Annotated in this window: 19 protein-coding genes; 2 read left to right on the forward strand and 17 right to left on the reverse strand. The window is 70.7% G+C overall.

The features are described 5' to 3' along the window. Positions 1 to 352: 352 nt before the first annotated feature. The 16 genes from tyrS to infC form a co-directional block, all read right to left on the reverse strand. The gene (gene tyrS, locus LY12_RS20005) at positions 353 to 1,627 is read right to left on the reverse strand and encodes a tyrosine--tRNA ligase (protein ID WP_253858934.1); all 1,275 of its coding nucleotides are present in this window, start codon (positions 1,625 to 1,627) and stop codon (positions 353 to 355) included. A gap of 56 nt (positions 1,628 to 1,683) precedes the next feature. Beyond that, positions 1,684 to 2,310, reverse strand: coding sequence for a DNA-3-methyladenine glycosylase (locus LY12_RS20010; RefSeq protein ID WP_253858935.1), 627 nt, complete (start codon positions 2,308 to 2,310; stop codon positions 1,684 to 1,686). A 22-nt stretch (positions 2,311 to 2,332) separates the two neighbouring features. Beyond that, positions 2,333 to 3,766 (reverse strand): argininosuccinate lyase, encoded by a 1,434-nt coding sequence (argH, locus tag LY12_RS20015; protein ID WP_253858936.1) that lies wholly within the window; start codon positions 3,764 to 3,766, stop codon positions 2,333 to 2,335. Then, positions 3,766 to 5,196, reverse strand: a complete 1,431-nt coding sequence (argG, locus tag LY12_RS20020) for an argininosuccinate synthase (RefSeq protein WP_253858937.1) — start codon at positions 5,194 to 5,196, stop codon at positions 3,766 to 3,768. The genes argH and argG overlap by 1 nt, the downstream gene beginning before the upstream one ends. 23 nt (positions 5,197 to 5,219) lie before the next feature. Beyond that, complete coding sequence (locus tag LY12_RS20025) at positions 5,220 to 5,717, reverse strand: arginine repressor (protein ID WP_253858938.1); 498 nt, start codon at positions 5,715 to 5,717, stop codon at positions 5,220 to 5,222. Then, positions 5,714 to 6,634, reverse strand: a complete 921-nt coding sequence (argF, locus tag LY12_RS20030) for an ornithine carbamoyltransferase (protein WP_253858939.1) — start codon at positions 6,632 to 6,634, stop codon at positions 5,714 to 5,716. Before argF ends, LY12_RS20025 begins: the two co-directional genes overlap by 4 nt. A 1-nt stretch (position 6,635) precedes the next feature. Next, the gene (locus LY12_RS20035; protein ID WP_253858940.1) at positions 6,636 to 7,823 is read right to left on the reverse strand and encodes an acetylornithine transaminase; all 1,188 of its coding nucleotides are present in this window, start codon (positions 7,821 to 7,823) and stop codon (positions 6,636 to 6,638) included. Then, entirely contained in the window at positions 7,823 to 8,749 is a 927-nt protein-coding gene (gene argB, locus LY12_RS20040) for an acetylglutamate kinase (RefSeq protein WP_253858941.1), read from the reverse strand. The genes LY12_RS20035 and argB overlap by 1 nt, the downstream gene beginning before the upstream one ends. Then, the gene (gene argJ, locus LY12_RS20045; RefSeq protein ID WP_253858942.1) at positions 8,746 to 9,897 is read right to left on the reverse strand and encodes a bifunctional glutamate N-acetyltransferase/amino-acid acetyltransferase ArgJ; all 1,152 of its coding nucleotides are present in this window, start codon (positions 9,895 to 9,897) and stop codon (positions 8,746 to 8,748) included. The genes argB and argJ overlap by 4 nt, the downstream gene beginning before the upstream one ends. After that, on the reverse strand, positions 9,894 to 10,916 hold the full coding sequence (argC, locus tag LY12_RS20050; protein WP_253858943.1) for an N-acetyl-gamma-glutamyl-phosphate reductase: 1,023 nt from the start codon (positions 10,914 to 10,916) through the stop codon (positions 9,894 to 9,896). The genes argJ and argC overlap by 4 nt, the downstream gene beginning before the upstream one ends. A gap of 104 nt (positions 10,917 to 11,020) precedes the next feature. Then, positions 11,021 to 13,603, reverse strand: a complete 2,583-nt coding sequence (gene pheT, locus LY12_RS20055) for a phenylalanine--tRNA ligase subunit beta (protein ID WP_253858944.1) — start codon at positions 13,601 to 13,603, stop codon at positions 11,021 to 11,023. Positions 13,604 to 13,718: 115 nt separating this feature from the next. Continuing rightward, complete coding sequence (gene pheS / locus LY12_RS20060; RefSeq protein ID WP_253858945.1) at positions 13,719 to 14,786, reverse strand: phenylalanine--tRNA ligase subunit alpha; 1,068 nt, start codon at positions 14,784 to 14,786, stop codon at positions 13,719 to 13,721. Positions 14,787 to 14,930: 144 nt separating this feature from the next. Continuing rightward, the gene (locus LY12_RS20065) at positions 14,931 to 15,698 is read right to left on the reverse strand and encodes a TrmH family RNA methyltransferase (RefSeq protein ID WP_253858946.1); all 768 of its coding nucleotides are present in this window, start codon (positions 15,696 to 15,698) and stop codon (positions 14,931 to 14,933) included. Between the two features lie 32 nt (positions 15,699 to 15,730). Beyond that, the gene (rplT, locus tag LY12_RS20070; RefSeq protein ID WP_253858947.1) at positions 15,731 to 16,108 is read right to left on the reverse strand and encodes a 50S ribosomal protein L20; all 378 of its coding nucleotides are present in this window, start codon (positions 16,106 to 16,108) and stop codon (positions 15,731 to 15,733) included. A 62-nt stretch (positions 16,109 to 16,170) separates the two neighbouring features. Beyond that, on the reverse strand, positions 16,171 to 16,365 hold the full coding sequence (rpmI, locus tag LY12_RS20075) for a 50S ribosomal protein L35 (RefSeq protein ID WP_253858948.1): 195 nt from the start codon (positions 16,363 to 16,365) through the stop codon (positions 16,171 to 16,173). A gap of 110 nt (positions 16,366 to 16,475) precedes the next feature. Beyond that, positions 16,476 to 17,099 (reverse strand): translation initiation factor IF-3, encoded by a 624-nt coding sequence (infC, locus tag LY12_RS20080; protein WP_253859325.1) that lies wholly within the window; start codon positions 17,097 to 17,099, stop codon positions 16,476 to 16,478. A gap of 317 nt (positions 17,100 to 17,416) precedes the next feature. Here infC and LY12_RS20085 point away from each other — a divergent pair, with 317 nt between their 5' ends. Continuing rightward, complete coding sequence (locus LY12_RS20085) at positions 17,417 to 17,782, forward strand: DUF1844 domain-containing protein (protein WP_253858949.1); 366 nt, start codon at positions 17,417 to 17,419, stop codon at positions 17,780 to 17,782. Between the two features lie 46 nt (positions 17,783 to 17,828). Then, positions 17,829 to 18,701 carry a phosphotransferase gene (locus tag LY12_RS20090; protein WP_253858950.1) on the forward strand — a complete coding sequence of 291 codons (873 nt, stop codon included), beginning with the start codon at positions 17,829 to 17,831 and terminating at the stop codon, positions 18,699 to 18,701. On the opposite strand, the gene LY12_RS20095 is transcribed toward LY12_RS20090, so the two are convergent. After that, positions 18,674 to 19,411 carry a response regulator gene (locus LY12_RS20095; RefSeq protein ID WP_253858951.1) on the reverse strand — a complete coding sequence of 246 codons (738 nt, stop codon included), beginning with the start codon at positions 19,409 to 19,411 and terminating at the stop codon, positions 18,674 to 18,676. The genes LY12_RS20090 and LY12_RS20095 overlap by 28 nt on opposite strands. Between the last annotated feature and the right edge of the window lie 4 nt (positions 19,412 to 19,415).

Below are 19,415 nucleotides of genomic sequence, written 5' to 3' on the forward strand. Positions count from 1 at the left end.
AGCTCAAAGAAACCCCAAAACGAGGTCACAAAAACAACAAAACAAAGCTCACAAACACACTGTTGAGTTCTCAAACAACACGCAGTTGATTTTATGTCAGGGCGCAGTCAGCACCGCACCAAACCTATCGGCTTGTGATGGGCTGATCGCTCCGACTTGGGAACACCCACTCTACCACGTACGTGGGAGCTTGGTTCATGTCCCCTCGCCTGGTAACCCGGGGCTTCCGACTTCGGCCTTTCGGCTTTCCGTCTGCCCGGTCTCCCTGGCGACAAGAAGAAGATTACACGTCGGCGAAACCCGCTGAAACAGGGGGGTCCCCTATTGGCGAACCCGCTGGTCAGCGGCCCGATCACGCCAGCAGGCGCAGTCCGGCCAGGTTCCGCTTGCCACGGCGCACGACGAGCCACTGCCCGTGCAGCGCGTCGGACTCGGCCGGCCCCCACCCGTCGTCGGTGATCTTCGTGTTGTTCACGTAGGCACCGCCCTCCTTCACCGTGCGACGGGCGGCGCCCTTGCTCTCCACCAGACCGGTGGCCACCAGCACGTCCACAATGGTGGGTTCGTCGGACAACCGCACCTCGCCGACGGGCACCTCCGCGAGGGCCGAACGCAACGTCGACTCGTCGAGTCCCGCCAGCTCGCCCTTGCCGAACAGCGCCTGACTCGCGGCGACGACCTGGGCCGTCTGCTCCGGTCCGTGCACGAGATCGGTCAGTTCCTGCGCCAGCCTCCGCTGCCCCGCCCTGGCCGCGGGCCGTTCCACGGTGGCGGTCTCGAGTTCGGCGATCTCGTCGCGGTCGAGGAAGGTCAGCAACTTGAGGTACTCGGACACGCTCGCATCCGGCAGGTTCAGGAAGTACTGGTACCAGGCGTACGGCGAGGTCAGCTCCGGATCGAGCCACACGTTGCCGCCACCGGTGGACTTGCCGAGCTTGCGCCCGTCGGCATCGGTGACGAGCGGTGTGGTCAGCGCGTGCACCTGCGCCCCGTGCACCCTCCGCACCAGATCGACGCCGGCGACGATGTTGCCCCATTGGTCCGACCCGCCGACTTGGAGCGTGACGCCGTACCGCTCGAACAGCTCCCGGTAGTCGGTCGCCTGCAGGAGCATGTAGCTGAACTCGGTGTAGGAGATGCCCTCGCCGTCGAGCCTGCGTTTGACGGTCTCGCGCGCCAGCATCGTGTTGATCGAGAAGTGCTTGCCGACGTCGCGCAGGAACGTCGGTACGGTCATCACCCCGAGCCAGTCGAGGTTGTTGACCTCGATCGGCGGCACCTCGGCGTGGTCGAAGTCGACGAACCGGGCCAGCTGGCCGCGCAGTCGCTCCGCCCATTCGCGCACGGTGTCCTCGGAGTTCAGCGTCCGCTCCCCGACGTCACGGGGATCGCCGATGAGTCCGGTTCCCCCGCCGGCGAGCAGGACGGGGCGGTGGCCCGCGTTCTGCAGCCGACGCAGCACCAGCATCTGGACGAGATGGCCGGCGTGCAGGCTCGGCGCGGTGGGATCGAACCCGATGTAGGCCACCACGGGCCCCGCGTCGAGGTCGCGGCGCAGCGCGTCGAGATCAGTGGACTGCGTGATCAGTCCCCGCCAGGTCAACTCGTCAAGAATGTGCTCACTCACGCGCCCATTGTCCCCGGCCCGCTGACCGCACCGCCGCGGGGATCGCGGCGGTGCGGTCAGCGGCGGGCGCGTCCGCCGCGGCGGTACGTGCTCACGGCGGGCGACCCGTCGATCCAGAACCGCCACGGCACGTCCTGGGCCGCGGCGACGCCGACCCGCGGCCCGGTGCGAATGCGTTCGGCCGCGACGTCCTCACCCTGCAGCAGCCGCACCGGCGACGCCGCGTCGGTGAGATCGACGCCGTTGTGCGCCGCGTCGAGCCCCAGCAGCGAGGTCAGGACCGCGGGCCCCTTGGCGACGGCGCCGTTGCCGCGTGCGGTCGGGCGCCGTGACCGTGCCAGCTCCCGGCCCTCGATGACCTCACCGGCCCGCACGAGCACGGCGCCCGGCTTGCCGTCGGTGAGTCCCACGACGTTGGCACAGAAGTGCATGCCGTAGACGAAGTAGACGTACAGATACCCGGCAGGACCCCACATCACGTCGTTGCGGGGCGTCCGGCCGCGGTAGCAGTGCGACGCCGGGTCGTCGAGGCCGCGATAGGCCTCGACCTCCGCCAGCCGCACCCGCACCGTGCCCTCGTCGCTGCGCGATTCGAGCACGCAGCCCAGCAGCCACGGCGCCAGTGCGACCGGATCGACGGCGAGGTCGTCGCGGCTCACCACCCGCACTGCGTCGTCGATCATGCCGGGCAGGATAGCGTCGCGGTCACGGTCGCCGGTCCTCCCGCACGGCCGTGGCCGCCCAGGCGCGGTGTCCGGAGGCGCGTTCGACGAGCCGGTCCCGCTGTTCGCCCACCCGTGCAGGTGCCGTCCCGCCCTTGGCGTCGCGGGAGGCCACCGAACCCGCGACGGTCAGCACCTCGCGCACATCCGCCGTCAGCTCCCGATGGATCGCCGACAACTCGTCGTCGGTCAGGTCGTCGAGGCCGACCCCGCGCCCCTCGGCGACTCGGACGCACTCGCCCGCCGCCTCGTGCGCACTGCGGAACGGCACCCCCTTGCGCACCAGCCACTCGGCGACGTCGGTCGCGAGCGTGAACCCGGCCGGCGCCAACGCGGCCATCCGGTCCGTGTGGAACGTCAGCGTGCCGAGCATGCCCGCGAGCGCGGGCAGCAGCAGCTCGAGGTGCGCCACAGAGTCGAAGACCGGCTCCTTGTCCTCCTGCAGGTCGCGGTTGTACGCGAGCGGCTGCGCCTTGAGCGTCGCCAGCAGGCCCGACAGGTTGCCGATGAGCTTGCCCGACTTGCCGCGGGTGAGCTCGGCGACGTCCGGGTTCTTCTTCTGCGGCATGATCGAACTGCCGGTGGCCCACGCGTCGTCGAGGGTCACGTAGCCGAACTCCGCGGTGTTCCAGAGAATGACCTCTTCCGCGATCCGCGACAGGTTGACCCCGAGCATCGCCACGGCGAACGCAAACTCCGCGGCGAAATCGCGTGCGGCGGTGCCGTCGATGGAGTTGTCGACGCTGCCGTCGAAGCCGAGTTCGGCGGCGACCGCCTCCGGATCGAGGCCGAGCGACGACCCGGCGAGCGCGCCCGAGCCGTAGGGCGACTCGGCCGTGCGCGCGTCCCAGTCCCGCAGCCGGGTCACGTCCCGCAGCAGCGCCTGGGCGTGTGCCAACAGGTGGTGTGCGAGCAGCACCGGCTGGGCGTGCTGCAGATGCGTCCGGCCGGGCAGTACGGCGTCGGGGTGACGGTGCGCCTGCGCGACGAGCGCGTCGACGACGTCGAGCGTGCCGGTCACGAGCCGCCGGGCTGCGTCCCGCAACCACATGCGGAACTGGGTCGCCACCTGGTCGTTACGGGACCGGCCCGCGCGGAGCTTCCCGCCCAGCTCGCTGCCCGCCCGTTCGAGCAGGCCTCGTTCCAACGCGGTGTGCACGTCCTCGTCGGCGATCGTCGGGGTGAAGGCTCCGGAGGCGACGTCCTCGGCGAGGGTGTCCAGAGCCGCGAGCATGCTGTCCAGTTCGCCGGAGCTGAGCAGTCCGGCACGGTGCAGCACGCGGGCGTGCGCCCGCGAACCCGCGATGTCGTACGGCGCCAGCACCCAGTCGAAGTGCGTCGACGCCGACAGCGCAGCCATGGCGTCGGCGGGCCCGCTGGCGAACCGCCCGCCCCAGAGCTTGACGTTGTCGTTCATCAGTCGGTCCCGTACTCCATGGCTGCCTCGTCGAGCGGCGTGGGCGTCTCGCTCGCCACCTCGGGGTTGTCGGTGATCCGGTCGGCGCCGCCCGAGGGCAGTTCTCCGAACAGTGTGCCGTTCTCGACCAGCACCTGGCCCTGGTCGAGCGGCTGCTGCGCGTAGAACTCGAGCTTGTGGCGCGAGTCGGCGATGTCGAGGTTGCGCATGGTCAGCTGGCCGATGCGGTCGGTGGGGCCGAACGCGGCGCCCTCGACGCGCTCCATCGACAGCCGCTCCGGGTGGTACGAGAAGTTGGTGCCCTCCGTGGCCAGGATCGTGTAGTCCTCGCCGCGGCGCAGCCGCAGCGTCACCTCCCCGGTGACCAGCGAGGCGATCCACCGCTGGATGGCCTCACGCTGCATCAGCGCCTGCGGGTCGAGCCAGCGGCCCTCGTAGAGCAACCTGCCGAGCTTGCGGCCCTCGGTGTGGTAGTTCTCGACCGTGTCCTCGTTGTGGATCGCGTTGAGCAGCCGCTCGTAGGTGATCCACAGCAGCGCCATGCCGGGTGCCTCGTAGATCCCGCGGGACTTCGCCTCGATGATGCGGTTCTCGATCTGGTCGGACATGCCGAGCCCGTGGCGGCCGCCGATGGCGTTGGCCTCGACCACGAGCGCCACCGGGTCGTCGAACGTCCGGCCGTTGATCGCCACCGGACGCCCCGCCTCGAAGCGCACCGTGACGTCCTCGGCAGGGATCTCCACCGAGGGATCCCAGAACTTCACGCCCATGATCGGGTCGACGGTCTCCAGCGACACGTCGAGATGTTCCAGGGTCTTCGCCTCGTGCGTGGCGCCCCAGATGTTGGCGTCGGTCGAGTAGGCCTTCTCCGCCGGGTCGCGGTACGGCAGGCCGTGCTCGGTCAGCCACTCGCTCATCTCCTGGCGCCCGCCCAACTCGCGCACGAAGTCCGGGTCCAGCCACGGCTTGTAGATCCGCAGCTCCGGATTGGCCAGCAAGCCGTAGCGGTAGAACCGCTCGATGTCGTTGCCCTTGAACGTCGACCCGTCGCCCCAGATGTCGACCCCGTCGGCCTGCATCGCGCGGACCAGCATCGTGCCGGTGACGGCCCGGCCGAGCGGGGTGGTGTTGAAGTACGCCCGGCCGCCGGACCGCAGGTGGAACGCACCGCAGGCCAGCGCGGCGAGACCCTCGTCGACCAGCTGCCGCTTGCAGTCCACGATGCGGGCGATCTCCGCGCCGTAGTCCTTCGCGCGTCCGGGCAGGCCGTCGATGTCGTCCTCGTCGTACTGCCCGATGTCGGCCGTGTACGTGCACGGCACGGCGCCCTTGTCACGCATCCACGCCGCGGCCACGGACGTGTCCAGGCCACCGGAGAACGCGATGCCGACGCGCTCCCCCTTCGGCAGGGACATCAGAACCTTGCTCAATTTCGCTTCCTTCGCTGGAGTGGTCAGTTCGAGTCGGTGGGGTGACGGTCGGCCAGCTCGGTCAGCAGGCGGGCCAGCGCGGGGCCGCCACCCGGTTCACGGGCGATCACCATGACGGTGTCGTCGCCGGCGATGGTGCCGAGCACCTCGCCCAGTGCCGCCCTGTCGATCGCGCTGGCCAGGAACTGCGCCGCGCCGGGCGGGGTACGCACCACCGTGAGGTTGGACGAACCCTCCGCCGACACCAGCAGTTCGCCGAGCAGCCGGGACAGCCGCGACGTGCCACCCTGCACGCCTTTGACCGGGCTGCCGTCCTCAGGGATCACGTACACCGGAGCACCGGAGTCCGCACCGCGGAGTTTCACTGCGCCCAGCTCGTCGAGATCCCGCGACAACGTAGCCTGCGTAACCTCGACGCCCTCGGCCGCCAACAGTTTCGCCAGTTCGGTCTGGCTGCGGATCGCCATCGTGGACACCAGTTCGGTGATCCTGGCCTGCCGCGCCACTCGGGACAAGCTCATCGTCGGCCCATCAACCACGTGAGCAGCGCCTTCTGGGCGTGCAGCCGGTTCTCGGCCTCGTCCCACACCGCGCTCGCCGGGCCGTCGATCACCTCGTCGGTGATCTCCCAGCCGCGGTGCGCCGGCAGGTCGTGGAGCACGATCGTGTCCTTGCCGGTGCGGCCGAGGAGCCCGTCGTTGACCTGGTACGGCCGGAACGGGGCGACGCGGTCCTTGCCGTCGTTCTCCTGGCCCATCGATGTCCAGGAATCGGTCGTCACGACGTCGGCACCGTCCACGGCCGCGTGCGGGTCGGTCAGCAGCGCGGCACTGCCGCCCGTCTCGGCAGCACGCTTGTGCACCGCGTCCAGCACCCACGGCAGCGGGTGGAACCCCTCGGGGGCCGCCACCCGCACGTGCATGCCCGCGGTGACGCCGCCCAGCAGCAGCGAATGGGCCATGTTGTTGGCCCCGTCCCCGAGATACGTCAGGGTCAGTCCCGCCAGCGACCCCTTCCGCTCCCGCACGGTCTGCAGGTCGGCCAGGATCTGGCACGGGTGGAACTCGTCGGTCAGCGCGTTGATCACCGGCACCGTCGCGACCGAGGCCAGCTTGTCGATGCGTGCCTGCGCGAACGTGCGCCACACGACGGCGTCGACGTACCTGGCCAGCACCCGCGCGGTGTCCTCGATCGTCTCCTCACGGCCCAGTTGCATGCTGCGTCCGTCGACGACGACCGGATGCCCGCCGAGCTGGGCGATGCCCACCTCGAACGAGAACCGCGTGCGGGTGGAGTTCTTCTCGAAGATCACCGCGACGGCCTGCGGGCCCGCGAGCTGATCGCCGTGCGGGCGCTTCTTCAGTTCGTCGGCCAGGTCGAGGATCGCGGACTGTTCGTCCGGTGTCAGATCGTCGTCACGGAGGAAGTGGCGTGGCATGTCAGTCCTTTGCCTCGAGCGCCGCGGTCAGCACGGCCGGCAGCGCCGACACGAGCTCACCGGCCTGATCCTGCGACAGGACCAGCGGCGGCGCGAGCCGGATCACGTCCGGCTGGATGGGGTTGATGAGGAAACCGGCCCGCTGCGCGGCCGCGGCGGCCTTGCCCGAGACCCGCTCGGTCAGCTGCACACCGAGCAGCACTCCGCGGCCGCGCACGCCCGCGACGAGCGGATGGCCGAGCGCCTCGACACCGGCGGCGAGATCCTTGCCGATCGTCTGCACGTGGTCGAGCAGCCCGTCGGCGGCGATCGTGTCCAGTACGGCCAGGCCCGCGGCGCAGCACACCGGGTTGCCGCCGAACGTCGTCCCGTGCTGGCCCGGCTCGAACAGGGCCGCCGCGTCGCCGAAGGCCAGGCACGCGCCGAGGGGCAGTCCGCCGCCCAGGCCCTTGGCGAGCGTAACGATGTCGGGCGTGACGCCCGCCTGCTGGAACCCGAACCAGCTCCCGAGCCTGCCGATGCCGGTCTGCACCTCGTCGACCACGAGCAGCGCGCCGCGCGCCTTCGTGATCTCCCGCGCGGCCTGCAGGTAGCCCTCGGGCGGCACGACGACACCGTTCTCACCCTGCACCGGCTCGACGACGAACGCCGCGGTGTCCCCGTCGATCGCGGCCTCGAGCGCGGCGACGTCACCGTAGGTGATGTGCTCGACACCGGGGACGAGCGGTTCGAACGGTTCCCGTTTGGACGGCTGGCCGGTGAGGGCGAGTGCGCCCATGGTGCGGCCGTGGAATCCGCCGTCGGTCGCCACGACCTTGGTCCGGCCCGTGCGCCGGGTCAGTTTGAACGCCGTCTCGTTGGCCTCGGCACCCGAGTTGCAGAACAGCGCCTTGCCGCCGGTCACTCCGGAGAGTTCGAGCAGCCGTTCGGCGAGGGTCAGTGCGGGCTCGTTGATGTAGAGGTTGGAGGTGTGGCCGAGCGTGCCGACCTGCCGCGTCACCGCTTCGGTCACCGCAGGGTGCGCATGACCCAGCGCGTTCACCGCGATGCCGGTGAGGAAGTCCAGATACCGCGTGCCGTCGGCGTCCCACACCACCGCACCCTCGCCGCGCACCAGCGACAGTTGCGGAGTGCCGTAGTTGTTCATCATCGCGGCCTGCCACCGCCGCTGGTCGTCCTGATTGGACATCACAAGGCCTCCTGCGAGCCGTCGGGCAGCACCATCGTGCCGATGCCGCGTTCGGTGAACACCTCGAGCAGCACCGAATGCGGGATCCGGCCGTCGATCACGTGCGCACGGCGAACCCCGCCGTGAATGGCCCGCACGCACGCCTCCATCTTCGGGATCATTCCGCTGGCCAGCGACGGCAGCATCGCTTCGAGCCGGCTCACCCCGAGCTTGTCGATCAGCGACGAACGGTCCGGCCAGTTCGCGTACAGGCCTTCGACGTCGGTCAGCACGACGAGCTTCTCCGCGCCGAGCGCACCCGCGAGCGCGCCCGCCGCCGTGTCGGCGTTCACGTTGTGCACCACGCCGTCGGCGTCAGGGGCGACCGTCGACACGACGGGGATTCGCCCTGCGTTGACGATGTCCTGCACCGCGTCCGGATTCACTCCGGCGACCTCGCCGACCAGTCCGATGTCGACGCTCTCGCCGTCGACCGTGGCCTGCTTCCGTCGGGCCGTGAACAGGCGCGCGTCCTCGCCCGAGATGCCGACCGCGTACGGACCGTGGGCGTTGATCAGACCCACCAGTTCCCTGCTGACCTGGCCGACCAGCACCATCCGCACCACGTCCATGGTCTCCGGCGTGGTGACGCGCAGCCCGCCTTTGAACTCACCCTCGATGCCGAGCCGGTCCAGCATCGAGTTGATCTGCGGACCGCCACCGTGCACGACCACCGGATGCACACCCGCCAGTCGCAGGAACACCATGTCCTCGGCGAAGGCACGCTTGAGCTCGTCGTCGACCATCGCGTTGCCGCCGTACTTGACGACGACCGTGGCGCCGTGGAACCGCTGCAGCCAGGGCAGCGCCTCGATCAGTACGCCCGCCTTCTCCGACGCGGTGGCCAGGCGTTCATCGGCGGGGATCAGGGATTCCGGATCGCTCATGTCGAGTACGCCGAGTTCTCGTGCACGTACGCGTGCGTCAGATCGTTGGTCCAGATCGTCGCCGACTCCGTGCCCGCCTTGAGGTCGACCGTCACGGTCACGGAGCGCTCACCCAGGTCGACCAGCTCGCGCGAGTCGCCCGGCTCGCCGCCGCGGCAGATCCACACGCCGTTCATCGCCACGTCCAGTTCACCCGGTTCGAACACCGCGTCCGTCGTTCCGACCGACGCGAGGATCCGTCCCCAGTTGGGGTCCTTCCCGTACACCGCCGTCTTGAACAGGTTGCTGCGCGCGATCGACCGGCCCACCTCGACGGCGTCGTCGGAGGAGGCCGCGTTCACGACCTCGATCGCGATGTCGTGATCGGCACCTTCGGCGTCGGACAGCAACTGCTGGGCCAGGTCGTGGCACACCTCGGTCAGCCGCGCCGTGAACGTCGCCTCGTCGGGCGCCACTCCGGAGGCGCCGCTGGCCATGAGCAGCACCGTGTCGTTGGTGGACATGCAGCCGTCCGAGTCGAGGCGGTCGAATGTCACCCTCGTCGCCGCCCGCAACGCGCGGTCCGCCGCCGCGGAGTCCAGCTGCGCGTCGGTCGTGATCACCACCAGCATCGTGGCCAACGCAGGGGCGAGCATTCCCGCGCCCTTCGCCATCCCGCCGACGGTCCAGCCGTCGCCGGAGCGCAGCGACTCCTTGCTGCGCGTGTCCGTGGTCATGATCGCCTCGGCCGCCGCCGTCCCCCCGTCGGGCGACAGTGCCTCCGCCGCACGCTCGATACCCGCGGTGAGTGTGGCCCGGTCCAGCTGGTCACCGATCAGGCCCGTGGAACACACCACGACGTCGATCGCACCCACGCCCAGCCGTTCTGCCACCAGCTCCGCGCTGGCATGCGTCGTCTGGAACCCCTCCGGTCCCGTGTAGCAGTTCGCACCGCCGGAGTTGAGCACCACGGCTTTCGCGCGGCCGTCAGCGGTGACCTGCTCACTCCACAGCACCGGATTCGCCTTGCACCGGTTCGCCGTGTAGACACACGCAGCCACATCGGACGGACCGTCGTTGACGACGAGCGCCACGTCGGGCGTGCCACTGGCCTTCAGGCCCGCGGTGACGCCGGCGGCCCGGAATCCCCGGGAAGTCGTGATGGTCACGGTGCCACCCCCGTGGCCGGCAACCCGGCCGTCTCGTCGAGTCCGAGCGCGATGTTCATCGACTGCACCGCGCCGCCCGCGGTGCCCTTCGTCAGGTTGTCGATCGCGGCGACGACCACCAGCCGGCCCGCCTGCTCGTCCACCGACACCTGCAACTGCACCGTGTTCGACCCCACGGTCGCCGCGGTGGTCGGCCACTGTCCCTCCGGCAGCACCGTCACGAACGGTTCGTCCGCGTAGGCCGCCTCGTAGACCTTCCGCACCTCGCCCGGAGCGCCGGCCAGCGGTGCGCTCGCCGTCGTGAGAATCCCCCGCGGCATCGGAGCCAGCACCGGCGTGAACGACACGGTGATCTTCCGGCCGGCGACCGCACTCAGGTTCTGCACGAACTCCGGGGTGTGCCGGTGCGCACCGGCCACGCCGTAGGCGCTCGCGTTGCCCATGACCTCCGAGCCGAGCAGGTGTGGTTTCAGGCTCTTACCGGCCCCCGACGCACCGGTGACCGACACGATCGTCACGTCCGTCGTCACCAGTCCCGCGGCCACGGCGGGCGCGAGCGCGAGCGAACCACCCGTCGGGAAACACCCGGGTACGGCGACGCGGCGCGTGCCCCGTAGTCGTTCGCGAGCGCCGGGCAGCTCGGGCAGACCGTACGGCCAGGTGCCTGCGTAGTCACCGCCGTACCAGTGCTGCCAGTCGGCGGCGTCGCGCAACCGATGGTCGGCACCCAGATCCACGACGAGCACGTCCGGGCCGAGCTGCTCCGCGATCGCACCGGAATGACCGTGCGGCAGCGCGAGGAACACCACGTCGTGCCCGCCGAGCGTGTCGGCCGACGTCTCGGCCACCACCCGGTCGGCCAGCGGCGCCAGGTGCGGTTGCAGACTCCCCAGCGGGGTACCCGCACTGCTGGCGGCCGTCAGCGCGCCGATCTTCACGTCCGGATGAGCGAGCAACAACCGCAGCAGCTCACCACCGGCGTATCCGGTGGCTCCGGCCACCGCAACCTTCAGCGTCATACGAATGATTATGCATGACGATGCAAGTCCAATAAGGCCGGGGCGGCGGATACCACGCCATCGGATGAGCGGCGGCCCTCACCGGCCGTACACCCCGGCGCGGCTCAACCTCGGAGAGTCGCGCCGAACCGTTCGGTGACCACGGCGACCGCGGCGTCCCGTGCCTCGGTGGCCTCCTCGGCCGTGAGCGTGCGGTCGGTCGCCCGGAACCGCAGCTTGTACGCCAGCGACCGCTTGCCCTCGCCGACCTGCTCGCCGGTGTAGAGGTCGAACAGCGCGACGTCTTCGAGCAGCTCGCCGCCGCCGTCGCGCAGCGCCGTGGCCACGCTCGCCGACGGCACGTCGGCGTCGACGACGAGCGCCACGTCGAGCAGCACCGGAGGGAACGCCGAGATCGACGGGGCGGGCCGGACCTCGCGCAGCGGCAAGCCGTCGAGGTTGAGCTCCATCGCCACCGTGCGCTTCGGAAGCTCCAGAGCCTCGAGGACCTTCGGGTGAAGCTCGCCGGCGTGACCCACCGTCTCGCCGTCGGCGATCAGGCGGGCGCAGCGACCCGGGTGCCACGGCAGCGTGTCGGCGGCCTCGACCTGCAGTTCGGTCTTCGCCGCCGCCGCGACGAGCCGCGCGGCCTGGATCGCGTCGGCCCACCCGGCCGGTTCGCCCGTACCCCACCAGCCGTCACGCAGCCGCTGTCCCGCCAGGACCACGGCGACGTGCCGGGGCTGCTCGGGCACGGCGGCTTCGAGCGCTGCCAGTTGGTCGGGCTCAGGACGACCGTCGACTCCGGGGTCCGGCGCGGCGGCGCGGTCGTCACCGCCCAGCACGACCTGTCCGATGTGGAACAGCGAGACGTCCCGCGTACCGCGGGAGATGTTGCGCTGGACCGTGTCGAGCAGGCCCGGCAGCAACGTCGTCGTCAGCCGGTTCTTGTCGGACTCGAGCGGGTTGCGCACCTCGACGGTGCGGCGCCGCGCGTCGTCGGCGGGCAGGGCGAGCTCGTCCCACACCGACGCCGACACGAACGGGAACGGCAGCACCTCGACGTAACCGGCCTCAGCCAACGCCCGCGAGACGGCGCGCTCACGCCGCTGGGCCTCGGTGAGCCCACGGCCCGCGGGTGCGGGCGGCAGCTCCGACGGAATGCTGTCGTATCCCTCGAGCCGCAGCACCTCTTCCACCAGGTCGGCGGGCTGGGTCAGGTCACTGCGCCAGCTCGGTGGCACCGCGTGGACGAGGGTGGTGCCGTCGTCGGCCGTGTCCACGGCGACCTTGCAGCCGATCTGCGTCAGCCTGCCGACGGTGACGCCGCGTTCGTAGCGCACGCCCGCAACCCGATCCGGCAGGTTGATCGGCATCGTCACCGCGGGCGCGGACCCGACCTCGCCGACCACGGTGCGGCCGGGCTGGATGCTGCCGTCGCCGTGCTGGCGCAGCAGCTTCGCCGCCCGCTCGACCGCTGCTTCGCAGAGCTGCGGATCGGTGAACCGCTCGAACCGTTTCGCCGCTTCGGAGAACAGCCGGTGCCTGCGTGCGGTACGGCTGATCGACGCGGGATCCCAGTGGGCCGCTTCCAGCAGCACGTCCGTGCTGTCGGTACCGATCTCCGTGGTGGCGCCGCCCATCGTGCCTGCGAGCGAGATGACACCCGTGTCGTCGGCGATGACCACGTCGTCCGGGTCGAGGGCGCGCTCCGCGTCGTCGAGCGTCGTGAGCTTCTCCCCCTCCTCGGCCCTGCGCACGACGATGTCGCCCTTGATCGCGCCGGTGTCGAACGCGTGCAGCGGATGGCCCAGTTCGAGCATCACGTAGTTCGTCACGTCGACGGCCAGCGAGATCGGCCGCATTCCCGCCAGCAGCAGCCTGCGGCGGATCCACCACGGCGTCGGCGCGCCCGCGTCGAGACCCGTCACGCGGCGCAGTACGAAACGCGGGCAGCCCTGCGGGTCCTCGACCCGCACCGGCCACGCCTCCCCCTCGGGCTCGGGCACGTCGAGCTTCGCCGGGTCGCCGAACGGCACGTTCAACGCGCACGAGAGCTCCCGCGCCAGCCCGCGCACCGACAGTGTGTAGCCGCGGTCCGGGGTCGGCGTCAGCTCGAGGACCGTGTCGTCGAGGTCGAGGATCTCGCGCGCGTCGTCGCCGGGCGAGGCGGTGCCCGGGGGCAGCACCAGGATGCCGGAGTGGTCCTCGCCGATGCCCAGTTCCTTGGCCGAGCAGATCATGCCCTGACTGACGCGGCCGTAGGTCTTGCGCTCGCCGATCGTGAAATCGCCGGGCAGGGTCGCACCCGGCAGCGCGACGACGACCAGGTCGCCCTCGGCGAAGTTGGTGGCGCCACAGACGATGCCGTTGGTCCGCGGCTTCGGCAACCCGCCACCGACCTCGGCCCCGCTCGCCTCGCCGTCCTCGGCCTCCGCGGCGCCGGTCTCGTCGGAACTGGCGGCCTCCGCCTCGTCGGAATCGGTCTCGCCGATCTCGACCCGGCAGTAGCGGATCGGCTTCTTGAACTCGGTCAGTTCCTCGATCTCGGCGACCCTGCCCACCACGAGCGGCCCGGTGACATCGCCGACCCGCTCGACCGACTCGACCTCCACGCCGAGGTTCACGAACGCCTCGACCAGCGTGTCGGGGGTGACCTCGTCGTCGAGCTCGAGGTGTTCGGTCAGCCAGCTGACGGGGACTCGCACTACGCCTCCTTGCTGCCGCGGTGCGGACCCGTCCGGGGCCGGACCGCAGGATTACCGGAACGATGGTGGGCACGGGCACCGGCCGCGGCGCGGTTCCCGGGTTCGGGGCGGGCCATCAGGCCTCGGTCCCGAACGGCGCGGTGAACCGGACGTCGCCCTCCACCATGTCCCGCATGTCGGGGATGCCGTTGCGGAACATCAGTGTCCGCTCGAGCCCCATGCCGAACGCGAAGCCGGAGTAGATCTCGGGGTCGACGCCGCACGCGCGCAGCACATTGGGGTTGACCATGCCGCAGCCACCCCATTCGACCCAGCCTGCGCCGCCCTTCTTCTCCGGAAACCACACGTCCACCTCGGCGGACGGCTCGGTGAAGGGGAAGAAGTGCGGGCGGAATCGGGTTCCCGACTCCTCACCGAAGATCGCCTTGGCGAACGCGTCGAGCGTGCCGCGCAGGTTCGCCATCGTCAGGCCCTTGTCCACGGCGAGGCCTTCGACCTGGTGGAACACGGGCGTGTGCGTGGCGTCGAGCTCGTCGGTGCGGAACGTGCGGCCCGGGCACACGATGTACACGGGCAGGTCGCGGTGCAGCAGGGTGCGCGCCTGCACCGGCGAGGTGTGGGTACGCAGCACCAGGTTGGAGTCCTCGTCGCCCGCGTGGAACGTGTCGGCCAGCTGCCGGGCGGGGTGGTCCTTGCCGAAGTTCAGCGCGTCGAAGTTGAACCACTCGGCTTCGAGCTCCGGGCCCTCGGCGACCTCGTATCCCATGCCGACGAAGACATCGGCGATGCGCTCGGCGATCGTCGTCACCGGATGCCGGGCGCCACGGGGCACCCGATCCCACGGCAGCGTGACGTCGACGGCCTCCTCGGCGAGGACCTTCTCGTCCCGCTCGACCTTCAGGACGGCCAGCCGCTCGTCGTAGGCGGTCTGCACGGCCTGGCGCGCCTCGTTGACGCGCTTGCCCGCCTCGGCCTTGGCCTCCTTGGGCAGCGACCCGATCGCTCGGCGCGCCTGCGGCACGGGTGCCTGGTCACCGAGATGGGCGGGTTTCACCGATGCCAGCTCGTCGAGGTCTGCCGCCGCGGCGAAGGCCTGCTCGGCCGCGGTCACGGCCGCCTGCAACGTCTCGGGTGCGAGTGCTTCTTCCCCGCTGGCGGACTGGTTATCGCTGGCTTCGGACATGTCTCCTCGGCGCATGAGCTGGTGAGATCGTCAGGACACGGGACATGCCCCGCGGCGTCTGCCGACGCCCCTCCGGATTCTAATGACCTGCCCTGCGCTGCCGCCGATCACCCTCGGTGTCCGCGGCGGGCACGTCGGGAGCGGTCACCCGCCGCGGACCACGCGGGCGTACAGGCACACCGCGGCGGCGGTCGCGAGGTTCAGGCTCTCGGCGTGCCCGGGGATCGGGACGCGCACCGCCTCGTCGGCGGCGTCGGTCACCTCGGTGGGCAGGCCGTGCGCCTCGTTGCCGAACAGCCATGCGATCGGGCCGTCGAGCGCGACGCCGGTCAGCTCCTGTTCGGCGTGGCCGTCCGTCGCGATCGTGCGCAGCCCGGCCCGGCCGCAGGCCTCCAGCACCGCGCCGACGTCGCGCTCCCTGGCGACGGGCAGGTGGAACAGGCTGCCGGTGGAGGCGCGGACACACTTGCCGTTGTGCACGTCGACGGCTTCGCCCGCGAACACGACGGCGTCGGCGCCGGCGGCGTCGGCCACGCGCAGCACGGTGCCCGCGTTCCCGGGGTCGGCGATGCCGCACAACACCGCGACCAGCCGCGGCTGCCCCGCGAGCGCCTCGTCGAGCGGCACGGTCACGGCGTCGCAGACCGCGACCAGTCCCTGCGGGGACACCGTCTCGGACAGCAGTTCGGCGGCGCGGCGGTCGATCAACGACACCCGCGGCGCCTGTGCGAGGAGGTCGGCGTGCCGTTCGGCCGCGGCCTCGGTCACGAACAGCTCGTGCACCCGCCCGAAGCGCAGGGCTTCGCGCACGGCCTGGGCGCCCTCGGCGAGGAAGCGCCCGGCGTCGTCGCGGCCCGACTTCGTGGTCAGGCGCCGGGCAGCAACGACCCGGGGCGTCTTGTGTGTGAACACGGTGACAGCCCCGGGTCGTGTCTCGGCCGCGGTCAGGCCGACTTCTTCTCGTCGGTGTTGACGTGCTGCTTGGCCACCTCGGCCAGCGAGGCGAACGACTCGGCGTCGTTGACGGCGAGCTCCGCCAGGATCTTGCGGTCGACCTCGACACCGGCGGCCTTCAGGCCCTGGATGAGCCGGTTGTACGTGATGCCGTTCTGACGGGCGGCCGCGTTGATGCGAGTGATCCACAGCTGGCGGAAGTCACCCTTGCGGGCACGGCGGTCCCGGTACGAGTACTGGAACGAGTGGAGCGTCTGCTCCTTGGCCTTGCGGTACAGCCGCGAACGCTGGCCGCGGTAGCCGCTGGCCATGTCGAGTGTTGCGCGACGCTTCTTCTGGGCGTTCACCGCCCGCTTGACGCGTGCCACGGATCCATCCTGTCGTTCGGGGGGCGCGTGGCGCCCCGGTGGTTACGGCGGGTGCGGAAAGGTCAGCGGCCGAGGAGCCGCTTGACGCGGGGCACGTCAGAAGCGGCGACGTCGGTCGTGCCCTCGAGGCGACGGGTGAGCTTGGTGGACTTGTGCTCCATCAGGTGCCGGCGGCCGACACGCTGACGACGGAGCTTGCCCTTGCCCGTCACGCGGACGCGCTTGGCAGTCCCCTTGTGCGTCTTGTTCTTCGGCATTCTTCCCTCTTTCGAACGGCAGCACGCCGGCTCGCGGCGTGCTGCACACGTGGCCGCCCGGCCGCGTCCGTATCGCTGCCGGGCGAGCTGCCGTGATCGGGGCCGGTCGGTCAGGACTCGGCGCCCTCGGTTTCCTTCGTCGCCTTCGACTTGGTCTTGGTCTTCTTGTGCGGGGCCAGCACCATGATCATGTTGCGGCCGTCCTGCTTCGGCTTCGACTCGATAAAGGCGAGATCCGACACGTCCTCGGCCAGCCTCTCCAGCAGACGGAACCCCAGCTCCGGGCGGGATTGCTCGCGACCGCGGAACATGATCGTGACCTTGACCTTGTTGCCCTGAGCGAGGAAGCGGGACACGTGCCCCTTCTTCGTCTCATAGTCGTGCGGGTCGATCTTCGGCCGCAGCTTCTGTTCCTTGATGACGGTCATCTGCTGGTTGCGGCGCGACTCGCGGGCCTTCTGCGCGGACTCGTACTTGAACTTTCCGTAGTCCATGAGCCGGGCTACCGGCGGCCGCGCCTGCGGGGCCACCTCGACGAGGTCGAGATCGGCCTCTTCGGCGAGCCGCAGGGCGTCCTCGATGCGGACGATGCCGACCTGCTCGCCGTTCGGTCCCACGAGGCGAACCTCGGGGACTCGGATGCGCTCATTGATGCGCGTCTCGGAGCTGATGGGGCCTCCTTGGTCCAAGTGTCGCTGGTTCTCGTTCGACCCTGGTGCCCACAGTGCCCACATACCACGGGCCCCGGTCACCGGTACGCTGAGTACCTCGGCGCGGGGCCCATCAATCCGATCACGGCCTCACAGTGTTGCAGCGGCACTGCGTTGTAGCAGTTGCTGTAGCAGTACTGCGTCGCTGCGAGGCGTTCCGCGGTATTCCCCGTGCGGGCGAGTACCGCGGGACCGGACCCGGCCGCCTTCGCATGGCGGCGACACGGGTGGGAGCGGGGCTCCACTTGCGGCCCCCGATCGCTCGGGAGCTGGTCGCACATGGAAGGGTACCAGACGTGGTCGACGACTCTTTCAACACACCGGAAACCGGCGATAATCCCATGGCCGGAGCAGCCGGCGCCCCGAACGCCGCGGACCCGGCAGAGGCCGTGCGCGAGCTCGAGGAGATCCCCAGTGTCGAGGTCATCAGCCGCGCCGCGCTGATGCTGCTGTCGGCGGCGGCCGAGCGGCTCGGCCTCGCCGACGAGGCCCCGGAGACCAGTCCCCGGCGCGACCTGGACGAGGCCCGCAGGCTCATCACCGCACTGGCCGGCCTGATCACGTCCTCGGCCGAGTACCTCGGTGTGCACGCCGCTCCCCTGCGGGACGGTCTGCAGTCGCTGCAGAAGGCGTTCCGTGAGGCGTCCGCCGTGCCCGACGCCCCTGGCCAGGGGCCCGGCGAGAAATACACCGGCCCCGTTCACTGAGCCGCTGCTCGTCACGACCGTTCACCGTACGGATCGGAGACCGGCGATGGACCTGTCCGCCTCCCGCGTCGCCGCCACGCGGGACCGCCTGCGTGCACGGTTCGGCTCCGCGGTCGACACGTGGTGGACCGCACTTCCCGCCTTGGTGCGCGACCTGTCCGCGCGCTGGGAGCTGGAACTCGGTGAACCGGTGGGCAGCGGCAACACGTCGCTGGTCGTGCGGTGCCGTACCGCGGGCCGCGCCGCGATCCTCAAGATCACCCCTGACGCCGCGATCGCGACGGCGGAGGCAGCGGCACTCCGGGTGTGGGCGCAGACCGGCAGGGTGCCTGCCGTGTACGCCGAGGCCGGTGGAGCGTTGCTCCTCGAGGCGCTCCCTTCGGAGACGACACTGGCCGACCGGGCGACATCCGCCCCGCTCGGCGACATCGCGGACCTGATCCGCGCGCTCCACGGGTGCGGCTCCCCGGACCGCGCCGCCGAGCGGGGATTCGGTCCCTCGGCGGACCGGACGGACCTGTTGTTCTCCCTGTGGAAGCGCCGCGCGGACCGGCCCGAGCTGCACGCGGCACTCAAGCGCGGGCACGCACTGGCACGGGAACTCGGCGCGGCGCCGCCGAGGCTCGTGCTCGCCCACGGCGATCTCCACCCCGGCAATGTGCTGCCACGCGGGCACGCGGGCCGCGAGCTCGTCGCGATCGACCCGCGGCCGTGCCTGGCCGATCCTGCCTCCGACGCGATCGACTGGGTCGTGCTCGGCGACCCCTCGCGCTGGCGAGCCACGGCAGGCGAACTCGCGGAGCTGATCGACGTCGACGCGGAACGGTTGTGGGCATGGTGCCGCGCGTTCGCGGCCCGGCTGGCCGCCACCGAGGGCGATCCCGCCCGCCGTCAGGCCTTCCGCGACATCGCCGCGTAGCGCACCTCGGGTCTGCCGACCCCGCCGTAGTGCGGCTTGCGCCGGGCGAGTCCGTTGTCGGCCAGATACTCCAGGTACCGCCGCGCGGTGACCCTGGCGACGCCGACGGCGTCGGCCACCGCGGCCGCCGACATGCCCGCACCGTCGTCGGGCGCACCCTCACCGGGTTCGCTGCCGTCGGCAGCACTGTCGCGCGCGGAGTCGGCGAGGACGGCCGAGATCGCGTCCAGCGTCTCGCCGCTCATGCCCTTCGGCAGCGTGGCGTGCTCGGTGGTGCGCAACGTCGCGAGCATCCGGTCGACCTCTGCCTGCCCGTCGACCTCGCCGGGCTGCGCCGCGCTGTCGCGGAACCGCGCGTAGCTGTCGAGTTTGTCCCGCAGCGCCGCGAACGTGAACGGCTTCAGCAGGTACTGGACCACGCCCGCCGAGACAGCGGCACGCACCACGCCCAGGTCTCGGGCGGACGTGACGGCGATGACGTCGACCGGGTTGCCCTCGGCCCGCAGGGTGCGGCACACGGCAAGACCGTGGGTGTCGGGAAGGTAGAAGTCCAGCAGGACGAGATCGACGTGGCGAGTGCGGCAGAACCGCACCGTCTCCGCCCCGGAGTGGGCGACCCCGGCGACCGTGAATCCGGCGAGCCGCTCGACGTACGCGCGGTGCGCCTCGGCCGCGACCGGATCGTCCTCCACCACCAGAACCGCAATCATCCTT

The sequence above is a fragment of the Prauserella alba genome (genome assembly GCF_024171735.1).
Lineage (GTDB): Bacteria > Actinomycetota > Actinomycetes > Mycobacteriales > Pseudonocardiaceae > Prauserella > Prauserella alba.